16 protein-coding genes are annotated in these 18,197 nt (G+C 73.9%); 9 read left to right on the plus strand and 7 right to left on the minus strand.

Features of this window, described 5'->3' with window-relative positions:
- Positions 1 to 14 precede the first annotated feature (14 nt).
- The 6 genes from BRM1_RS10660 (at position 15) to BRM1_RS10685 (ending at position 7,791) form a co-directional block, all read left to right on the plus strand.
- Positions 15 to 815, plus strand: a complete 801-nt coding sequence (locus BRM1_RS10660) for an enoyl-CoA hydratase/isomerase family protein (RefSeq protein WP_268525774.1) — start codon at positions 15 to 17, stop codon at positions 813 to 815.
- Between the two features lie 218 nt (positions 816 to 1,033).
- A complete protein-coding gene (gene phnA, locus BRM1_RS10665) occupies positions 1,034 to 2,380 on the plus strand; it encodes a phosphonoacetate hydrolase (protein WP_268525776.1) in 1,347 nt (448 codons plus the stop codon).
- Positions 2,381 to 2,618: 238 nt separating this feature from the next.
- The gene (locus BRM1_RS10670) at positions 2,619 to 3,899 is read left to right on the plus strand and encodes an MFS transporter (protein WP_268525778.1); all 1,281 of its coding nucleotides are present in this window, start codon (positions 2,619 to 2,621) and stop codon (positions 3,897 to 3,899) included.
- Between the two features lie 5 nt (positions 3,900 to 3,904).
- Positions 3,905 to 5,401 carry an aldehyde dehydrogenase family protein gene (locus tag BRM1_RS10675; protein ID WP_268525780.1) on the plus strand — a complete coding sequence of 499 codons (1,497 nt, stop codon included), beginning with the start codon at positions 3,905 to 3,907 and terminating at the stop codon, positions 5,399 to 5,401.
- A 211-nt stretch (positions 5,402 to 5,612) separates the two neighbouring features.
- Entirely contained in the window at positions 5,613 to 6,524 is a 912-nt protein-coding gene (locus BRM1_RS10680) for a LysR family transcriptional regulator (protein ID WP_268525781.1), read from the plus strand.
- Positions 6,525 to 6,633: 109 nt separating this feature from the next.
- Entirely contained in the window at positions 6,634 to 7,791 is a 1,158-nt protein-coding gene (locus BRM1_RS10685) for a TIGR03364 family FAD-dependent oxidoreductase (RefSeq protein ID WP_268525783.1), read from the plus strand.
- Between the two features lie 203 nt (positions 7,792 to 7,994).
- On the opposite strand, the gene BRM1_RS10690 is transcribed toward BRM1_RS10685, so the two are convergent.
- A complete protein-coding gene (locus BRM1_RS10690; RefSeq protein WP_268525786.1) occupies positions 7,995 to 8,396 on the minus strand; it encodes a hypothetical protein in 402 nt (133 codons plus the stop codon).
- Positions 8,397 to 8,398: 2 nt separating this feature from the next.
- A complete protein-coding gene (moaA, locus tag BRM1_RS10695; protein ID WP_268525788.1) occupies positions 8,399 to 9,529 on the minus strand; it encodes a GTP 3',8-cyclase MoaA in 1,131 nt (376 codons plus the stop codon).
- Between the two features lie 123 nt (positions 9,530 to 9,652).
- Here moaA and BRM1_RS10700 point away from each other — a divergent pair, with 123 nt between their 5' ends.
- The 3 genes from BRM1_RS10700 to BRM1_RS10710 are packed head-to-tail and all read left to right on the plus strand — an operon-like array spanning position 9,653 to position 12,755.
- Positions 9,653 to 10,783 carry a molybdenum cofactor biosynthesis protein MoaE gene (locus BRM1_RS10700; protein WP_268525790.1) on the plus strand — a complete coding sequence of 377 codons (1,131 nt, stop codon included), beginning with the start codon at positions 9,653 to 9,655 and terminating at the stop codon, positions 10,781 to 10,783.
- Positions 10,780 to 12,012, plus strand: coding sequence for a ThiF family adenylyltransferase (locus BRM1_RS10705; protein WP_268525793.1), 1,233 nt, complete (start codon positions 10,780 to 10,782; stop codon positions 12,010 to 12,012). Before BRM1_RS10700 ends, BRM1_RS10705 begins: the two co-directional genes overlap by 4 nt.
- Entirely contained in the window at positions 12,009 to 12,755 is a 747-nt protein-coding gene (locus BRM1_RS10710) for a uridine kinase (protein WP_268525795.1), read from the plus strand. Before BRM1_RS10705 ends, BRM1_RS10710 begins: the two co-directional genes overlap by 4 nt.
- Before the next feature lie 63 nt (positions 12,756 to 12,818).
- Here the strand turns inward: BRM1_RS10710 and BRM1_RS13995 are convergent, their stop codons facing one another.
- From BRM1_RS13995 to BRM1_RS10740, 5 genes are all read right to left on the minus strand, one after another.
- Complete coding sequence (locus BRM1_RS13995; RefSeq protein WP_326956922.1) at positions 12,819 to 14,771, minus strand: ABC transporter permease; 1,953 nt, start codon at positions 14,769 to 14,771, stop codon at positions 12,819 to 12,821.
- Positions 14,772 to 14,823: 52 nt separating this feature from the next.
- A complete protein-coding gene (gene modA, locus BRM1_RS10725; protein WP_268525797.1) occupies positions 14,824 to 15,603 on the minus strand; it encodes a molybdate ABC transporter substrate-binding protein in 780 nt (259 codons plus the stop codon).
- A gap of 129 nt (positions 15,604 to 15,732) precedes the next feature.
- Positions 15,733 to 16,131 (minus strand): TOBE domain-containing protein, encoded by a 399-nt coding sequence (locus BRM1_RS10730; RefSeq protein ID WP_268525800.1) that lies wholly within the window; start codon positions 16,129 to 16,131, stop codon positions 15,733 to 15,735.
- Complete coding sequence (gene moaC, locus BRM1_RS14000) at positions 16,128 to 16,811, minus strand: cyclic pyranopterin monophosphate synthase MoaC (RefSeq protein WP_326956927.1); 684 nt, start codon at positions 16,809 to 16,811, stop codon at positions 16,128 to 16,130. Before moaC ends, BRM1_RS10730 begins: the two co-directional genes overlap by 4 nt.
- Positions 16,808 to 18,121, minus strand: coding sequence for a molybdopterin molybdotransferase MoeA (locus BRM1_RS10740; protein WP_268525803.1), 1,314 nt, complete (start codon positions 18,119 to 18,121; stop codon positions 16,808 to 16,810). Before BRM1_RS10740 ends, moaC begins: the two co-directional genes overlap by 4 nt.
- Between the last annotated feature and the right edge of the window lie 76 nt (positions 18,122 to 18,197).

Consider the following 18,197-nt stretch of genomic DNA (forward strand, 5'->3'; position numbering starts at 1 on the left):
AAGAAGGAGCAGCAATGACGGACATCCGCCTCGAGATCGACGGTGCGATCGCGACGATCGTCCTGGACGGGCCGCGCACCCGCAACGCCCTGGACACCCGCGCGCTCGGCGAGCTGCGCGCGGCCGTGGACCGCGTCACCGCCGCCGCCGGCACCCTCGACACCGCGGGGCGCGTGCGCGTCCTCGTGCTGCGCGGCGAGGGCAGCGTGTTCTGCGCCGGGCGCGACATCGCGGCAGTCGACGTCGACCGCGACGACGCCCACGCATTCCTCACCGAGCACTTCGGGCCCGTCTTCGAGTCCCTGCGCGCCCTGCCCATCCCCGTCATCGCCCAGGTCCAGGGGGCCGCGCTGGGCCTGGGGTTCGGGCTCGCCGCGGCCGCGGACCTCGTCTACGCCGCGGCGGACGCGAAGTTCGGCTCGCCGTTCGCCGCACTCGGCGCCGTGCTCGACTCCGGGGCCCACCGCTACTTCCTCGACGCGTTCGGCTACCACCGCACCATGGACCTCATCCTCACCGGCGAGCTCCTCACCGGCACCGATGCGGCAGCCGCCGGCCTCGTCTCACGCGCCCTGCCCGCCGCGCAGCTGGCCGAGCGGGTGACCGCCACGGCCGCGCGGCTCGCCGCGGGCCCGGCCCGCGCCTCCGCCATGGAGAAGGCGTACACCCAGGAGGCCTTCGACCAGCGCCCGCCGGTCGCCCAGGTGCTCGCCGCCGAGGCGCGGCTCCAGGAGGCCGCGCGCACCACCGCCGACTACCGGGAGGGCTTCACGGCCTTCCAGGGGCGCCGGCGCCCGGAGTTCACCGGCCGGTGACGGCCGCAGCCGGCGCGGGCGCGCCGTGCCCGGCCCGCGCCTCGGCGGCGGAGTCTGCACGTGCCCCCTGCCCCGCTGCCCCCCGCTGCCCGCGGGATGTTCCCAACGCGCAGCGCAGGCCATAGAGCGCGCCTATACCCCCATATATAAACGCCCACTTCTGCTTCGGAGTGCGCTGGCGAAGACTGAACTCACCAGCACACCGACAAGGAGCCGAAATGAGCACTGTGAAGTTCGACGTCAACGGCCGCGAATACGTCCACGACGGCACACCGGTCGTCGTCATCTGCATCGACGGCAGCGAGCCCGCGTACCACGAAGAGGCCATCGCGGCCGGGCGCATGCCGTGGCTCAAGAACCTCCTCGAATCGCAGACGGGCGAGTACTGGGGCGCGCACTGCGCGATCCCCACGCTGACCAACCCGAACAACATGTCGATCGCCACGGGCCGCCCGCCGGCCTACCACGGCATCTGCGGCAACTACATCCTCGACCCCTCCACCGGCGAGGAGGTGCTCATGAACGACCCCAAGTTCCTGCGCGCCCCCACCGTCTTCGCCGCCGCGGCCGCAGCAGGCCTCGACGTCGCGGTCGTGACCGCGAAGGACAAGCTGCGCCGCCTGCTGGCCTCCGGCATCACGCAGCCCGGCCTCGACCCCGATGGCTCCGGCGAGTACGTCGAGCCCCAGAACCCCGGCATCTGCTTCTCCGCGGAGAAGGCCGACACGGTGACGCAGGAGAACAACGGGATCGAGGACGCCCTGGGCCTCACCGGCATGGAGCTGCCCAGCGTCTACTCCGCCGAGCTCAGCAAGTTCGCGCTCGCGGCCGGCGTCGAGCTGCTGCGCACCCGCCGCCCCGACGTCATGTACCTCACGCTCACCGACTACATCCAGCACAAGAACGCGCCGGGCACCGAGGTGGCCAACGACTTCTACGCGATGGTCGACACCTACGCTTCGCAGCTCGACGAGCTGGGCGCCGTCGTCGCCATCACCGCCGACCACGGCATGTCGCCCAAGCACCATGCGGACGGCACGCCCCGCGTCATCTACCTGGAGGAGGAGGTCGACACGATCCTGGGCATCGGCGAGGGCGAGACCGGCAGCCGCGTCATCCTCCCCATCACCGACCCCTACACCGTCCACCACGGCGCGCTGGGCTCGTTCGCCAACGTCTACCTGCCCGAGGGCGCGCACCGGAACAAGGTCATCGAGGCGCTGCGCGGGCGCGAGGGCGTCTCCGCCGTCCTGCCGTCCGAGGAGGCCGCGGAGATCTACGAGATGCCCCTCGACCGCATGGGCGACCTCACCGTGCTCTCCGACAAGGACGCCGCGATCGGCCGCTTCCCGGCCTGGCACGACCTGAGCAACCTCGAGGTGCCGCTGCGCTCGCACGGCGGACTGGGCGAGCTGAACATCCCGTTCATCATCAACCGCACGCTGCCCGCCCCCACGGACACCGAGGCCACCGGCCCCGACGGCAGCACGGCCATCCTCCACAACTACGACGCCTACTGGGTCGTCACCACCCACGCCGCCGTCACCGCAGGCGCCCCGGTGTGATTCCTCCCCGCCCGGCGGCGCGGGCACTGCGCCCGCGCCGCCGGCCGGACTGAGACGGAAGTGAGATCACGATGATCGACCCGCAGAACTCAGGCACCGCCGGCACAGCCGCCCCCGCTCCCCGCGATTCCCCCGAGCCCCCGAGCGCAGCCCCCAGTCGCCGACAGCGTCGTCGGCGCAGCCCGCCACCAGCCGCAGCATCGGCCCCGACGGCCGGGTCCGCAAGACGAAGCGCCAGGTGCTGCGCACGTGGCAGCTGCGCATCTTCGCCCTGTCCTGGCTGTCCTACGCGGCGTTCTACTTCCCCCGCAACGCCTTCTCCGCCGCCAAGGTCGGCATCCTCGACGACGGCTTCATGTCCCGCCAGCACCTGGGCATCCTCGACTCCGGCTACCTCGCCGCCTATGCGGTCGGCCAGTTCGTCTGGGGTGCGCTCGCCGAGCGCTTCGGCACCCGCGTCGTCGTTGCCGGTGGCATGGCGATGGCCGGTGTCGCTGCGCTCTTCATGGGCCTCATCCCGGCCCTGTGGCTGTTCATGCCGCTCATGATCGTCCAGGGCCTTGCCCAGTCCACCGGCTGGTCCGCCCTGAGCAAGAACATCGCCTCGTTCTTCACCATCAGGACCCGCGGCCGGGCCATGGGCCTGTTCTCGACGAGCTACGCCTTCGGCGGCCTCGTCGCCGTGCCGATCCTCAGCTGGGTGGCCTACTCGATCTTCCACACGTGGCACGCGGCCTTCTTCGCCGGCGCGGCGGTCATCTTCCTGGCGCTCGCGCTGTTCCTCGTCTTCCAGCGCAACAGCCCGCGCGAGGTGGGCCTGCCCGCCATCGACGACGACCTCTCCGGCCTCGACGAACCGTACGAGCACCGCAAGACGCGCGCGCCCGTCCCGGTGGTCAAGGTCGCCAACAGGTTCTCCCCGCACGACCTCATCGCCGCGGCCCGCAATGACGCGATGGTGCTGCGCCTGGGCATCGTGTACTTCCTCATCAAGCCGGCGCGCTACGCGGTCCTGCTGTGGGGCCCCGTGCTCGTGCTCGACGCGATCCCCGAGCTTTCCGCCGTCACCGCCTCGATGGTCCCGATCGCGTTCGGCATCGCCGGCGTCATCGCCCCGGTGGCCGTGGGCTGGACCTCGGACACGCTCTTCCACGCCCGCCGCATCCCGCCCACCGTGCTCTCGCTGGGCATCCTCGTCATCGCCCTCATCCTGTGGAGCCCCGCCGCGCACACGAAGTCGATCGCGCTGGTCTGCGTGCTCCTGGGCGTCGTGGGCCTCACCGCCTACGGAGCGGACGCGATGGTCTCCGGTGTGGCCGCCGTGGACTTCGGCACGAGCAAGTACGCGGCCGGCGCCACCGGTTTCATCAACGGCTGCGGCTCGATCGGCGCGATCATGGGCGGCCTGCTGCCCGGCTTCCTCAGCACCGCGACCGTCTTCTACGTGTTCGCCGGCGCCGCCGCCGTCGCCGCGCTCATCCTCATCCCCTGCTGGAACAAGCGACCGAATTCGGAGTGAGAACCATGACCACGACAGTCGAATCCGCCACCACGCCCACCGCAGTCCCCAGCCGGCTGCTCCTCAACCGCATCGGCGACCAGTGGGTCCCGGCCTCGGACGGCGCCACGTTCGCCGACATCAATCCCACGGACACCTCCGACGTGATCGGCAGGTTCCCCGAATCGACCCGCGAGGACTCGCTCGCCGCCATCCAGGCGGCCGCGGACGCGGCGGCCGAATGGGAGAAGCTGGGCTCCATCAAGCGCGGGGACATCCTCTTCGCGGCCGCCCAGACCATGGCCGAGCGCAAGGAGTCACTCGCCGCGATCGTCACCCGCGAGCAGGGCAAGACCCTCGCCGAGGCGCGGGGCGAGGTCCAGCGCGGCATCGACATCCTGCGCTTCACCGCGGGTGAGGGCCGGCGCATGCACGGCTCCACCCTGCCGGCCGATTCGGGCCGGACGATGGCGCTGACCTGGCGCAGGCCCCTGGGCATCGTCGCCCTCATCACGCCGTGGAACTTCCCCGTCGCCATCCCCGTGTGGAAGATCGCCCCTGCGCTGCTCTCCGGCTGCACCGCGATCATCAAGCCCTCGCCGCTGGCCCCGCTGTGCACCGCCGCGATCGTCGACATCATGATCGACTCCGGTGTCCCCGCCGGCGTGCTCAACCTCGTCCAGGGCGACCGCGAGGCCGGGGAGACCCTGACCGCGCACCCGGATGTCCGCGGCATCTCATTCACCGGCTCGCTGCCGGTGGGCCAGGCCATCCAGAAGGCCGCCGCCGGCCGCCTCGCCCGCACCCAGCTGGAGCTGGGCGGCAAGAACGCGGTCATCGTCCTCGACGACGCGGACCTGGACGCCGCGGCCGACGCGATCGTCTTCGGGGCGTTCGGCCAGGCGGGCCAGCGCTGCAGCGCCACGAGCCGGGTGCTCGTCGACCGCAGGGTCCGCGACGACCTCGTGGGCCGGCTGCGCGAGCGGCTCGACGCGTTCGTCATCGGCGACCCCGCGCAGGACGGCACGACCCTGGGACCCGTCGTCGACGACGCCCGGCTGAGCGCCTGCCTCGCGGCCGTCGAGCGTGCGGAGCAGGACGGTGCGACGATCGTCACGGGGGGCAAGCGTGCCACCGACGGCGACCTCGAGGGCGGCTACTTCATGCAGCCCACCGTGCTCACCGACGTCGCCCGGGACTCCTACATCGGCACGGAGGAGGTGTTCGGCCCGGTGCTCTCCGTCATCGACGTCGACGGCTTCGACGATGCGATGGACGTGTCGAACTCCGTGGTCTACGGGATGTCCGGGACGATCTTCACGAACGACCGCGGGCACATCTACGACGCCCTCGACCGCTTCGAGGCCGGCATGCTCCACGTCAGCCGCCCCGGAGTAGGCGCCTGGCCGCACATGCCCCACATGGGCGCCAAGCTCTCGCAGTACGGCCCACCGGAGTGCTCGGCGGAGACCTGGGACTTCTACACCGAGTGGCGCTCGGCCTGCGTCGCCTTCCCGAGCTGAGCCGAGACCATGACCGCCGCCTCCGCCGCCCGTATGCCGCCCCGGTGCCCCGCGCTGCCGCGCGCGGGGGCGGCAGCGCGCGCGCCGGAGGCTGCGGGCCCGGGGACCTTCGCGAGCCCGGCGGCGGCCGTCACCGGCGGGTCACCCAGACTTCAGCTGCCCGGCGCGCAGAGGGCGCTCCGCAGGCGGTGCGCGTGTGGTGGAATGAAGCATGCACCTGAGCACGCACAGCCTGGGGATCTTCCTCAGCGTCGTCGAGCACGGCAGCCTGTCGAAGGCCGCGCGGGCGAAGTACATGAGCCAGCCGTCCGTCTCCGCGCAGATCCGCAGCCTCGAGACCGCGCTCGGCACGCACCTGCTCGAGCGCTCGCCCACGGGCGTGACGCCCACTGCGGCGGGGCGCGTGCTGGCCGCGCGGGCGGCGGAGATCCTCTCCGTCATCGGGGGGATCGAGGCCGAGGTCTCGGCGGCCCAGGGGCTCGTCGACTCCCGGCTCGCGGTTGCTGCGACCTCCACCCTGGGCAGCTACCTGGTCCCCCAGATGCTCGCCCGCTTCACGGCCGACCACCCGTCGGTGCGAGTGGAGCTGCGCGTGGGCAATGCGGAGCAGGTGATCCAGTGGGTCATCGACCGGGAGGCCACCGTGGGTCTGGCGGCCGGCCGGATCGACCATCCGCAGCTGCGCAGCACCCTCTTCCTCGACGAGGCGATCGTCGCCGCGGCCGCCCCGGGCCACCCGCTGGCGCTGGCGCAGGAGGAGCGGGAGCTGCACCTGCAGGATCTGCGGGGCCACCGGTTCCTCATGCGGGAGATCGGCTCCGCGACGCGCTCAGTGCAGGAGTCGACGCTGGCCGCCTGGAAGCTCGCCGAGGCCGAGCAGTGGACGATCTGGGGCGCGGAGGGCGCCCGCGAATGCGCCCGCGCCGGGTTGGGCATCGTCCTCGTCTCCGAGCACGTCATCGCCCAGGACCTCGAGTTCGGCACCCTAACGGCCCTGCGCATCGCCCCGCCCCCACCGCGCCGGCCGGTCACCGCCCTCCAGCCCGCCGGGGTCCGGCTGACCGATCTCGAGGCGCAGTTCACCGCGGCCTTCACCGGCCTCGAGGCGTGGCCGGCGGCCTGAGCCGCGCGTGGCGGCCGCCCCGCGCTGACCGCCCGATCGCCTCTGCCACCAGCACCGTCGCCCGCGCGGCGGCCAGACCACGACGGAATCCAGCACAAGGAGCGACACCATGACCGAGCAGCACACCGACCTCCTCATCGTCGGCGGCGGCATCATCGGCCTCGCACACGCCTTCGAGGCCCACCGCCGCGGCCTGAGCGTGCGCGTCGTCGAGCGCGACTGGGCGCCCAACGGCGCCTCCATCCGCAACTTCGGCCACGCCTGCATCACGGCGCAGGCCGGAGACCTGCTGCCCATCGCCTACCGCTCGCGCGACGGCTGGCTGGCCGCTGCCCAGGCCGCCGGCTTCTGGGCCCGCGAGGCCGGCGCGATCGTCGTGGCCCGCACCGACCTCGAGCTCGCCGTGCTCGATGAGCTGCGCCAGGAGCGCGGGGACGATGCTGTCATCATGCAGACGAAGGACGAGGTCGGCCAGCGCCTGGGCGGGACCCCCGATCCCACGATCGTCGGCGGCGCGTTCCTGCCCGCGGACCTGCGGGTCGACCCGCGCACCGCGGCCCCTGAGCTGGGACTGTGGCTCCAGGAGCAGCCCGGGGTCTCGATCGAGTGGGGCACCACGGTGGGCGCGGTGGCCGATGGCGCGGTCAGCACCTCGCGCGGGGAGTTCACGGGCGATCGCGTGCTCATCTGCGTGGGCCACGACCTCGACTACCTCAAGCCGGACGTCGCCGCGGCCAATCAGATCACCCGCTGCTCGCTGCAGATGGCGATGGCGCCAGCGCCCGCGTCGTTCACCACCGAGTCCGCGGTGCTCACGGGCACCTCGATGACCCGCTACGACGGTTTCACCACGATGCCCGGCTACGCGGAGGTGCTCGCGGAGCTGCAGCAGTCCTCGCAGGACATGCTGGACTTCGGCGCGAACATCATGTTCACCCGCCGCCCCGACGGGACCATGCTGCTGGGCGACAGCCACGCGTACGCGGACACCATGCCCCCGTTCATGGAGGACTCCATCACGGAGCGCGCCGTGCGCGACATCTCCCAGATCATCGGCGCGCCGCTGCCCATCACGCAGCGCTGGCAGGGCATCTACGCCTCCTCGCCGCTCACCTCGCTCGTGCGCGAGGACGTCGACGTGCGCACCCGCGCGATCTCCGTGACGAGCGGGATCGGCATGACGCTGTCGTTCGGCATCGCCTCGTACACCCTCGACGACCTGGGCGCGGCACCCGTGGGCGCGGGTGCAGGGGCAGCTGCGCGCTGACCCCCGGGTGCCCGGTGCGCGCCACCGGGGCACCGCACCTCCGGACCGGCGGTCGGTCGGTGCCCGGACCGGCTGTGCTGGCCCGGTTCGGGCACCGACCGACCGCCTTTGTGCGCCCGCGGGGCTCAGGGGCCAGCGCGGGCGCGGCACACGAGCGGAAGGGAGCGCAGGCGCGGGACCGGCCCCGGGCGACGGGGTACGGCTCAGCCGCCGGCGAAGGGCGGCAGCACGTCCGCGCGCGCGCCGTCGGCCAGCTGCGCCTTACCGGTGAGGGCCAGGCCGTCGACCAGGCACGTGCTCTGGGCGAGCACCGTCTCCAGGCTGGGCTCCCCGGGCGGGGGCTGAGGATGCCGGCGCGCAAGGAGGGCGAAGAGCGCCCGCCGGTGCACCTCGGCGGGGGAGAGGCGCTCCCCGTCGGCACCCGAAGCCGCGTCGTCGCCTTTTTGCCCGGCCGTCGCTCCGGCCGTGTCCCCGGCCACTCCGACCAGCCCGGCGGACGCGGAGGCCTGCGCGCGCACCTCGGCGGCGAACTCCGCGTAGTCGACCTGCTCGGAGGGCAGGCCGGCGGCGGCCTTCGCCGCGGCGAAGTAGCGGACCGTGAGCATGCTCAGCCGCCGATCGCGCTCATCGAGCGCTCTGGCTGGACGTAGTCCGCAGCGCCGAGGCCGGTGTGGTCCATCCCGTGGGCGCGCGGCTTGAGCCACATGGCCTGCTGCCAGGCGCGCGCCACCTGTGCGTCGTCGCGTTCGGAGCGCAGCAGCGCGCCCAGGTCGAACTCCTCGTGGGAGAACAGGCACGAGCGCACCTTGCCCTCGGCGGTGATGCGCGTGCGGGTGCAGGCGGCGCAGAACGGCTCGGTGACCGAGGCGATGACCCCCACCCGGCCCAGCACCGGGCCGCCGCCGCGCGCTGTGACCCGGAAGAGCTCGGCGGGGGCGCCGCCGCGGGCGTGCGAGTCCGGCAGCAGGTCGAAGCGCTCGGCCAGGCGGGCCCGCACGTCAGCGGCCGTCACCATGTTCTCCCGCGTCCAGCCGTGCTCGCCGTCGAGCGGCATCTGCTCGATGAAGCGCAGCTGCAGGCCGCGGTCCAGGCAGAACTGCAGGAGCTCCGGGGCCTGCTCGTCGTTGACGCCGCGCATGAGCACCGCGTTGATCTTGATGGGCGCGAGGCCCGCCGCCAGCGCCCCGTCGATGCCCTGGAGCACCTGGCCCAGGCGGTCGCGCCGGGCGAGTGCCGCATAGGTGTCCGCGTCGATGGTGTCGAGGGAGATGTTGATCCGCGTGAGGCCCGCCTGGGCGAGGCCGTGTGCGCGCTTGGCCAGGCCGATCGCGTTCGTCGTCAGCGCGATGGGCAGCCGGGGGTGGGCGGTGCGCACGCGGGCGATGATGTCCTCGAGGTCCGGGCGGATGAGCGGCTCCCCGCCGGTCAGGCGCAGGTCGGCGATGCCGAAGCGCTCCACTCCGATCCGCACGAGCCGGGCGACCTCCGCGGCGGTGAGCAGGGAGGACTGCGACATCCAGTCCATCCCCTCGGCCGGCATGCAGTAGGTGCAGCGCAGGTTGCACTTGTCCGTCAGGGAGATCCGCAGGTCCGTGGCGGCGCGGCCGAAGCGATCGCCCAGCGCTGCCGAGCGGGGGGCATCGCCGGCGCGCTCGGCCAGGCCGCGCTCAAGCTCGAGCGCGCGCTCACCGGGGGTTTCGGGGGCGCGCAGCGAGGGCATACCCAGCGCGATGGACATGCGGACCATCGTAACAACGCGGGCTGTGCGCCCGCAGGCGCCGCGGTCGACCCGGCTGCGCGGCGCCGCGGGGCCCAGCGGTGCGGGCAGGGACCGCGCGCCGGCGGCGGTAGCGTGGTGGGCATGGACAGCGAATCGCATGCGGCTCACGCGAGCTCGGAACACGCTGTGACGGGCCACCGCGCCGCCGTCATCATCGCCTCGAACTCCGCGGCCGCCCGCCGGTCGGCGGACACGACCGGTCCGCGGCTGGTCGCGTGGCTGCGGGGCCTGGGCCTGCGCTGCGGCGAGCCGCAGGTCGTGGCCGATGGCGCGCCCGTGGGCGCCGCGCTCGCCGCGCTCCTGGCCGAGCCCGAGGCGCGCCGCCCTCGCGTCATCGTCACCTCGGGCGGCACCGGGGTCACCTCCGCGGACCTCACCCCCGAGCAGACCGCCCCGCTGCTCGACCGCACGCTGCCGGGCATCGCCCACGCGCTGTGGGAGGCGGGCACCCGCAACACCGCCACCGCGGTTCTCTCCCGGGGGCTGGCCGGGGTGGCCGGTCGCACGTTCATCGTCAACCTGCCCGGTTCGGAGGGCGGGGTGCGCGATGGGATGGCCGTGCTCGAACCGCTGCTGCCGCACCTGCTTGCCCAGCTCGACGACATCCGCGACCACGCCCCGCGCGCCCAGCAGCACGCCAGGGCCCAGGCCCAGGAGCACGCGGGCGTGGGTCCGCATGCCGGAGCGGGGCCGCACACCGGTGGCAAGGGCCACGGTGCGCACTCCACAGCGCCCGCCGACGGGTCCTCCGCGCCCCGCGCCTGGGCCGCAGTGCCCGCGACCGAGGACTCCGCAGTCGTCGAGGCCGCCGTGGGGGCCGCGCCGCTCGACGCCGATGCGGCGGCGGCCGCGGTCGTCACCCCCGCGATGGGCGCCGTGGCGCAGTTCCGCGGCCTCATCCGGCACCACGACGCCGGCCGCGAGGACGTCGTGGGCCTGGACTACACCGCGCACCCGGATGCGCAGGCGGTCATGGCGCGCGTCGTCGCCGAGGTCGCCGAGCGCCACCCCGGGGTGCGCGTCTACTGCCGGCACCGGATCGGCGAGCTGGCTGTGGGCGAGGACGCCATCGTCGTGGCCGTCGCGGCGGCGCACCGCGGGGCGGCCTTCGCGTGCTGCGCGCAGGTCGTCGACGAGGTCAAGGCGCGCGTGCCGATCTGGAAGCAGCAGCACTACGCCGCCGGCGGCCACGACTGGGTGGGACTCCAGTGAGCGGGACGGGCCACGCTCCGCGCTGCGATGCCACCGCTGCATCGGGCGCCTGCGCTGACCCGGCCGCCGATCCGCGCTACGCCCGCCAGCTCGCGGTGCCCGGTGTCGGACCGGACGGCCAGCGCCGGCTCGCCGCGGCGCGGGTGCTGTGCGTGGGCGCCGGTGGCCTGGGGTCGCCCGCGGCGACCTATCTGGCCGCGGCCGGCGTGGGCACGATCGGAATCATCGACGACGACGTCGTCGAGCTCAGCAACCTCCACCGCCAGCCGCTGCACGCCACGCCTGACCTGGGACGATCCAAGGCGGACTCCGCATCCGAGCGGCTGCGCGCGCTCAACCCCCACACCACTGTCATCGCCCATCCCGTGCGCCTCGAGGCGGGCAACGCCCTGGAACTCGTGGCCGGCTACGACCTCGTCATCGACGGCGCGGACACGTTCGCCACCCGCTACATCGTCTCCGATGCGACCACGCTGCTCGGCATTCCGCACGTGTGGGCGGCGGTGCTGGGCTCCGGCGGCCAGCTCAGCGTCTTCGACGCCCGCCGCGGCCCCGTCTACCGCGACCTGTTCCCCACGATCCCCGCGGCCGGCTCCGTGCCCAGCTGCGCGCAGGCGGGCGTGCTCGGCACCGTGCCGGGCATCCTCGGCACGGCCCTGGCGGCCGAGGCGCTCAAGCTCACCCTGGGCTGGGGCGAGCCGCTGGTGGGCCGCGTGGCCGTCTACGACATGCGCGACGGCCGCTGGGACGAGCTGCCCCTTGCCGCGAACCCGCAGGTCAGACGCCCGCAGTCCGCCGCCGAGGTGGGGGCCGGCCTGGCCGCGTCCGTCACCGCCGCGCGGCTGCGGGAGGTCCTGGCGACCGCCGGGCAGGGCGCGGTCGTCGTGGATGTCCGCGAGCCCGCAGAGGCGGCCGCAGGTGCGATCCCCGGCTCAGTCAACGTGCCGCTCGCCCGCGTGCTGGCCGATCCCGCGGCGGTCCTGGACCTCGCGGCGCCGGGGGAGTCGGCGTCGTGGGAGCCGGCGGCAGGGCCGCGTAGGCCGGCCGCAGGGGACCCGAAGGCCAGTGCCGGGGCGAACGGCGCCCTCTACGTCCACTGCGCCTCCGGCGCGCGCTCCGCGATGGCGGTCGAGGCGCTCCTGGCGGCTGCCCGCGCGCGCCCCCGAGCCCCGCGCGTCTTCGATGTGACCGGCGGGTTCGAGGCGTGGACCCGCACGGAGCCGGCATGAGCGCTGGCGGAGCGGGAGCGGAGCCAGCGAGCGAACCGGGATCGGCGCAGGAGTCGAAGTCACAGGCGGAGCCCGGTGAACCCGATGCTCCGTCGGAGTCCCGCCGGGGTCTCGTCGTGGAGCGCCTACTGGAGCGGCTGCGCGCGGTGCACCCCGAGCGCCGTGCGCTCGTGGCCCTCGACGGCGTCGATGGGGTGGGCAAGTCCCACCTGGCGGCCGAGCTCGTGCTGCGCGCCCAGCGCACGGGCGGCCGACCCGTCGTGAACGTCGGCATCGACGGCTTCCACGTCCCCCGAGCCCAGCGCGCGGCCGCGGGCCTGGGCCCGGAGGGCGCCTATCGCGGTTCCTACGACTACGCCGCATTCCGGGCGTGCGTCGTCGAGCCGCTGCGCCGGGGCGAGCCGATCGCCCCGGAGGTCTGGGATGTCGACGTGGACGCCCCTGTTGAGCCGCGCTCCGTGGACGTCCCACCGGGCGCGCTCGTCGTGGTCGACGGGATCTTCCTGCAGCGCCCCGAACTCGGCAGGGTCTGGGATGCGGTCGTGTGGGTGGATGCGCCGTTCGAGGTCACGGTCCCGCGGGGCGCGCAGCGCTATCCGGGCCTCCACGACCCGGACCCCGAGGCCCACTCGAACCACCGCTACGTGGGCGGCCAGCGGCTCTACTTGGCCGAGGCGCGCCCGCGCGAGCGCGCCGACTGGATCTTCGACAACACGGACCTCGAACGCCCGGTGCTCCGCTAAATCCCCGCCGCTGAGCCCGTCCGCCGCTGCTGTCGCCGGCCGGCCTCTCACCGTGCCGTGCTGCTACCCCTGCGCGGCGAAGCGCGCAACGAACGGGGACGCGGGGGCTGCGAACACCTCGGCGACGGTGCCGGACTGGAGCACCCCGCCGTCCTCGAGCACGATGACGTGGTCGGCCAGGGCGCGCACATCGCGCACGTCGTGGGTGATGAGCAGTGCCGTCTGAGCGGCCAGCACACCGCCGAGCAGCTCGCGGATCGCGCGGGCGGAGTCCCAGTCGAGCGCGGCCATGGGCTCGTCGAGGAGCAGCAGCTGCGGCCGGGCCGCCAGCGCCCGCGCGATCGCGGTGCGCTGGGCCTGCCCCCCGGACAGCTCGGACGGCAGTCGGTCCGCCAGCGGGAGCGCGCCCACCCGCGCGAGCATCGCACGGGCCCGCGACCGCGCGGCCGTGCGGCCCTCGCCCGCCGCGCGCAGTCCGAACGCCGCGTTCTCCTCCACCCGCAGCGTGGGGAACAGCAGCGGGCTCTGCGCCAGCTGTACGACCCCGCGCCGGTGCGAGGGCACCCACGCGCGCCCGCTCCCCGCATCGGCGATCGCGGCGCGAATCTCGTCAACCCCCGCGCCCCCCGTGCCCCCAGGCTCCGCGGTGGGTGCGTGCCCGCGGCGCCGATGCTCGCGGGCCAGGACGCGCCCGTCGAGCTCGACGAGCACCGCCGCGGGGCGCAGCAGGCCGGAGATGACCTCGCAGCACGTGGACTTGCCCGCGCCGTTCGGCCCGATGATGGCCGTGGTCGAGCCCGCGGCCACGGTGAAGTCCACGGCGATCCCACGCTCCGGGCACGCGAACGCGACGCGCAACCCGGTGTCCGCGGGACACTCGGATGCGGGACCGGCCGGAGCCCCTCTCGTGCCCTCGGCGGCCACCGGGGGCGCGGGCGCGACCGGCCCCGCGGGCGCCTCGGAAGCGGGGGCCTCGGGTGTGGCGCCGGCCGGAGCATCGCTGGCATCCTCACCCGGTATCGGTATCGGCACCGGCTCTGGGGGTGCGGACGCGGCCGGCCCGGCGGGCGCCTCGGCGGCGGGGGGCTGCCCGGAGGGGCTCACCGCGACGGCGTCCCCGCGGGGACGCTCGGGCGCATCGCCCAGCGGCGTGTGCCCACCGTGCGCACCGCGTTTCCCGCGCCCGGTGCGTTCCCCGTGCCCGCGCCGGAACGCGCGCAGCCGCCGCAGGGCACCGCCGGCGCTGGCGCCCTGGGTGCCGTAGGTGGCCAGCACGATGACGACGGCGATGACGACGAGGACGAGGGAGAGCGCGACGGCGGCATCCGGGTCCGTCTCGCGCTGGAGGTAGATCTCGAGCGGCAGGGTGCGCGTCGTGCCCTCGAGGGAGCCGGCGAACGTGATCGTCGCACCGAACTCGCCCAGCGCACGGGCGAAGGAGAGCACCGTGCCGGACACGAGCGCCGGGCGCAGCAGCGGCAGCGTGATGCGGCGCAGCACGTAGCCCGGTGAGGCGCCCAGGCCCAGCCCCACGACCTCGTAGCGCTCATCCTGGCTGGCCAGGGCGCCCTCGACCGTCATGACCATGAACGGCAGGGACACGAACGACTGCGCGAGCACGACCGCCGCGGAGGTGAAGGCGATGCGGATCCCCGCGGCCTCGAGGTACGTGCCAACGAGGCCCATCCGGCCGAACGTGTAGAGCAGCGCGATGCCGCCCACCACCGGGGGCAGTACGAGCGGGAGCAGCACGAGCGTGCGCAGCAGCCGCTGGCCCGGGAACCGGCTGCGCGCCAGGACCACCGCCAGCGGCACGCCCACCAGCAGGCAGATCGCCGTGGCGACCAGGGAGGTCCGCAGCGAGAGCCCCAGGGCCGTCAGCGCGCTCTGGGACGTGATGAGGCCCCAGAACGCGGCGACGTCGACGCGCGCGATGAGCCCCACCAGGGGCAGCACGATGAGCAGCGCGCCGAGTGCCGCGGGCGCATAGAGCCAGCGGGGCAGCGGAACGCGCATCAGTGCCTCCGGCGGGCCGGGCGCACAGGCCCGGCCGCGCGGAGGAGGACGCTCACGGCTTGCCGAAGCCCGCTTCGCCCAGCACCTTCTGCCCCGATTCGGACATCACCGCGTCCTCGAACTGCTGCGCGAGGTCCTTGTCCTGGGCGGCCTGAACGCCGATCGGGTACGTGTTGACGACGGACTTCGATTCGGGGAAGTCGACCTCCTCGACCTTGTCGCCGGCGCTCTTGGCGTCCGTGACGTAGACGAGGCCCGCATCGGCCTGGCGGGATTCCACCTTGCCGAGCACGTCCGTGACCTTGGACTCCTCGCTCACGGGCTTGAGGGTGACCTTCGCCTTCTCGGTCACCTCCTTCGTGGCGTTGCCGCAGGGCACGCCGTCCGCGCACACGACGGTCTGGACGCCGCTCTTCGAGAGGTCTTTGAGCCCGGTGATCTTCTTGGGGTTGTCCGGGGCGGTGACGATCGTGAGGACGTTCGTCGCGAAGGCCTTGGGCTCGCCGTCCATGAGGCTGTCGTCGGTGGCCTTCTTCATGTTCTTCTCGTCCGCGGAGGCGAAGACATCCGCGGGGGCGCCCTCCTTGAGCTGGCTGACGAGGTCGGAGGAGCCGGCGAAGTTGAACTTCACGCTCACGCCGTCGTGGTCGGATTCGAACTGCTTGCCGATCTGGGTGAACGTCGAGTTCAGCGAGGCGGCAGCGAAGACGGTGAGCGTCTTCTCGCCGCCGTCCTTCGAATCGGAGCCCTGCCCGCCCGAACAGGCGCTCAGGGCGAGGGCGAGCGCGGCGGAGCCGGCGAGGGCGGCGGTGAGACGGGTGCGGTGCAGCATGGGATCTCCTTGACGGGGGCTGGTGATTCCATCATATGCGCCTGCGGTGGCCGCGTTCGCCTGCAGGTGCGGCTCCGCGCGGGATTTCACGTGTTTTGTCAGAGTGTGCCGAACGGGGCAACCGCGCACTCAGTCCCGCGGGGTCTCCACGACGACGGTGGTCGCCTTGACCGAGGCGACCGCGACATCGCCGGGCTTGAGGTCGAGGTCCTCGACGGCCTCGCGCGACATGAGGGAGACGATCCGGTGGGGCCCGCACTGCATGTCGACCTGCGCCATGACCGTATCGGTCGTGACCTTCGTGACGAGGCCCACGAGGCGGTTGCGGGCCGAGGAGGCCACGCCGCTCGGGTCCGCCGGCAGGATGGCGGTGTCGCGGGCGAGGGCCGCGAGCTCGGCCCCGTCGACCACGAGGCGGCCCGCCGAGTCCTGGTGCTCGCTCAGGCGCCCCTGGGCGATCCAGCGCCGCAGGGTGTCCGTGCTCACCCCCACGAACGCTGCTGCCTGGGCGACGCGGTGCATGCTCATGATGGCTCCGTCTCTGCTGGGTGCTCCGGGGTGTCTGCTGACCGCTGTGCGGTGCCTGCGGTCTCTGTGTTGCCTGCGCTGTCTGCGCTGCCTGCGGTGCTCGTGGCGTCTGCGGTGCCGGCGGGGTCCGCTGGGCTGTGCCAGTGGCCAGACTTGCCGCCGGACTTCTCCACGACCGTGATGTCGCCGATCACCGCGGCCGGGTCCACGGCCTTGATCATGTCCACGACCGTGAGCGCCGCGATGCTCACGGCGGTGAGGGCCTCCATCTCCACCCCGGTGCGGCCCGTGGTCTTCGCCGCCGCGACGAGGCGCACCTCGGCCTCACCCAGCTCGATGTCCACGTCGATGCCCGACAGCGGGAGCGGGTGGCACATGGGGATGAGCTCGGCGGTGCGCTTGGCCCCCATGATCCCGGCCAGCCGCGCGGTGTGCACGGCCTCGCCCTTGGGCAGGCCGCCCGCGCGCATGAGCGCGATGACCTGCCGCGTCGTCCGCACCCTCCCGCGGGCCACCGCCCTGCGCTTCGTCACGTCCTTGTCCGACACGTCGACCATGACCGCCCGGCCTGCCTCGTCGAGGTGGCTGAGCCGGCCCGCCGCGCCCGAGGCGCCCGCCGGCCCCCGCTCCGCTGCGGGCTCGCGCTGCGCGGGCCCGGGCCGGTGCGCCCCGCCGCTCATGCGATGCTCCACACGATGACCTCGTCGCCGTCGGCGATCTGCGTGGTCTCCGCGCCGATGAGCGCCAGGGCATCGGCGCGCGCGTATGCACCCAGCAGGTGCGAGCTGGGCCCGGAGATGAGCTCGACGGTGGCGTCCGGGCGCAGGTGGGCGCGGCGGACCTGGAGCTTGCCCGGCGGCGAGTCCTGGGGCGCCGCCAGCTCGAGGCGCGCCTCGGCGACGGGCCGGGGCGCCCGCTCCGGGGACACAGCGAGCAGCGCGGGCCGCACGAACATCTCGATGCTCACCAGGCTGGAGACCGGGTTGCCAGGCAGCGCGATCCACGGCAGGCCCGCGAGCCTGCCGTGCGCCTGGGGCCCGCCCGGCTGCATGCCCACGGCGTCGAACACCATGCCGCCGGCAACCGCGCCGCCGGAACCCTCGGCCTCCGCGGCGGCGGCGAGGCGGATGACCTCGCGCGCGCCCTGGGAGATGCCGCCCATGGACACGACGAGGTCCGTCTGCGCGGCCCACCGGCCCACCTGGGCGAAGAGGTCCGCGGGATCGTCCGAGACGTGCAGCGTCGCGACGATCCGGGCCCCTGCGGCCATGAGCGCGCCGGTCACGGCGATGCCGTTGGCGTCGAAGATCTGCGCCTCGCCGCGCTCGGCGCCGGGCGCCACGACCTCGTCGCCGGTGGAGACGACGAGGATGCGCAGCGGCGCCCAGACCGGGGCGTGGGCGAGCCCGCAGGAGGCGAGGACGCCGGCCAGCGCGGGGCTCAGGCGCTCGCCCGCGCGGGCGATGCGCTCGCCGGCGGCGGTGTCGGACCCGCGGCGCCTGACGAACCGGCCGGGCTGGGCGAGCTCGCCCAGGGACTCGGTGAAGGACACGGCGTCGGCGCGCCCGAAGCCGTCGGCGGTCTGCTCGACCGGGATCACGCAGTCGGCGCCCTCGGGCATCCGGCTGCCGGTCATGACGGGCGCGGCGTGCCGGCGGCGCAGCGGCTCGGGCGCGCGGCCGGCGGGGACCATGGGCATGAGCGGCAGGGCGGGGCCCCCGAAGCTCGCGTCCGCGGCGGCGCGCACGTCCCCCGCGGTCTGCGCCGGGGCGGCCGGGGCCTGCGCCCCGGTGACGGCGGGATCCTCGGAGGACACGGCGAAGCCGTCCATCTGCGAGTTGTCGAACGGGGGGACGTCGGCGGGGCTGTGGACGTCCTCGGCGAGGACGAGGACGTGCCCCGCACTCGCGGCCAGCGGCACCTCCTCGCTGCGCCGCAGCCGGCTCACGAGGTCGAAGATCGTCCTGCGGTACTCGCTCACCGTGACCATGCGCCGATCCTAGCCGGAGACGGCCGTGACGCCCCGTGACCCGCGCCGCCTGGAGCGCTGGGGCTGCGTGCCACAC

Origin of the sequence: Brevibacterium sp. BRM-1 (assembly GCF_026802075.1) — a bacterium.
Classification (GTDB): domain Bacteria; phylum Actinomycetota; class Actinomycetes; order Actinomycetales; family Brevibacteriaceae; genus Brevibacterium; species Brevibacterium rongguiense.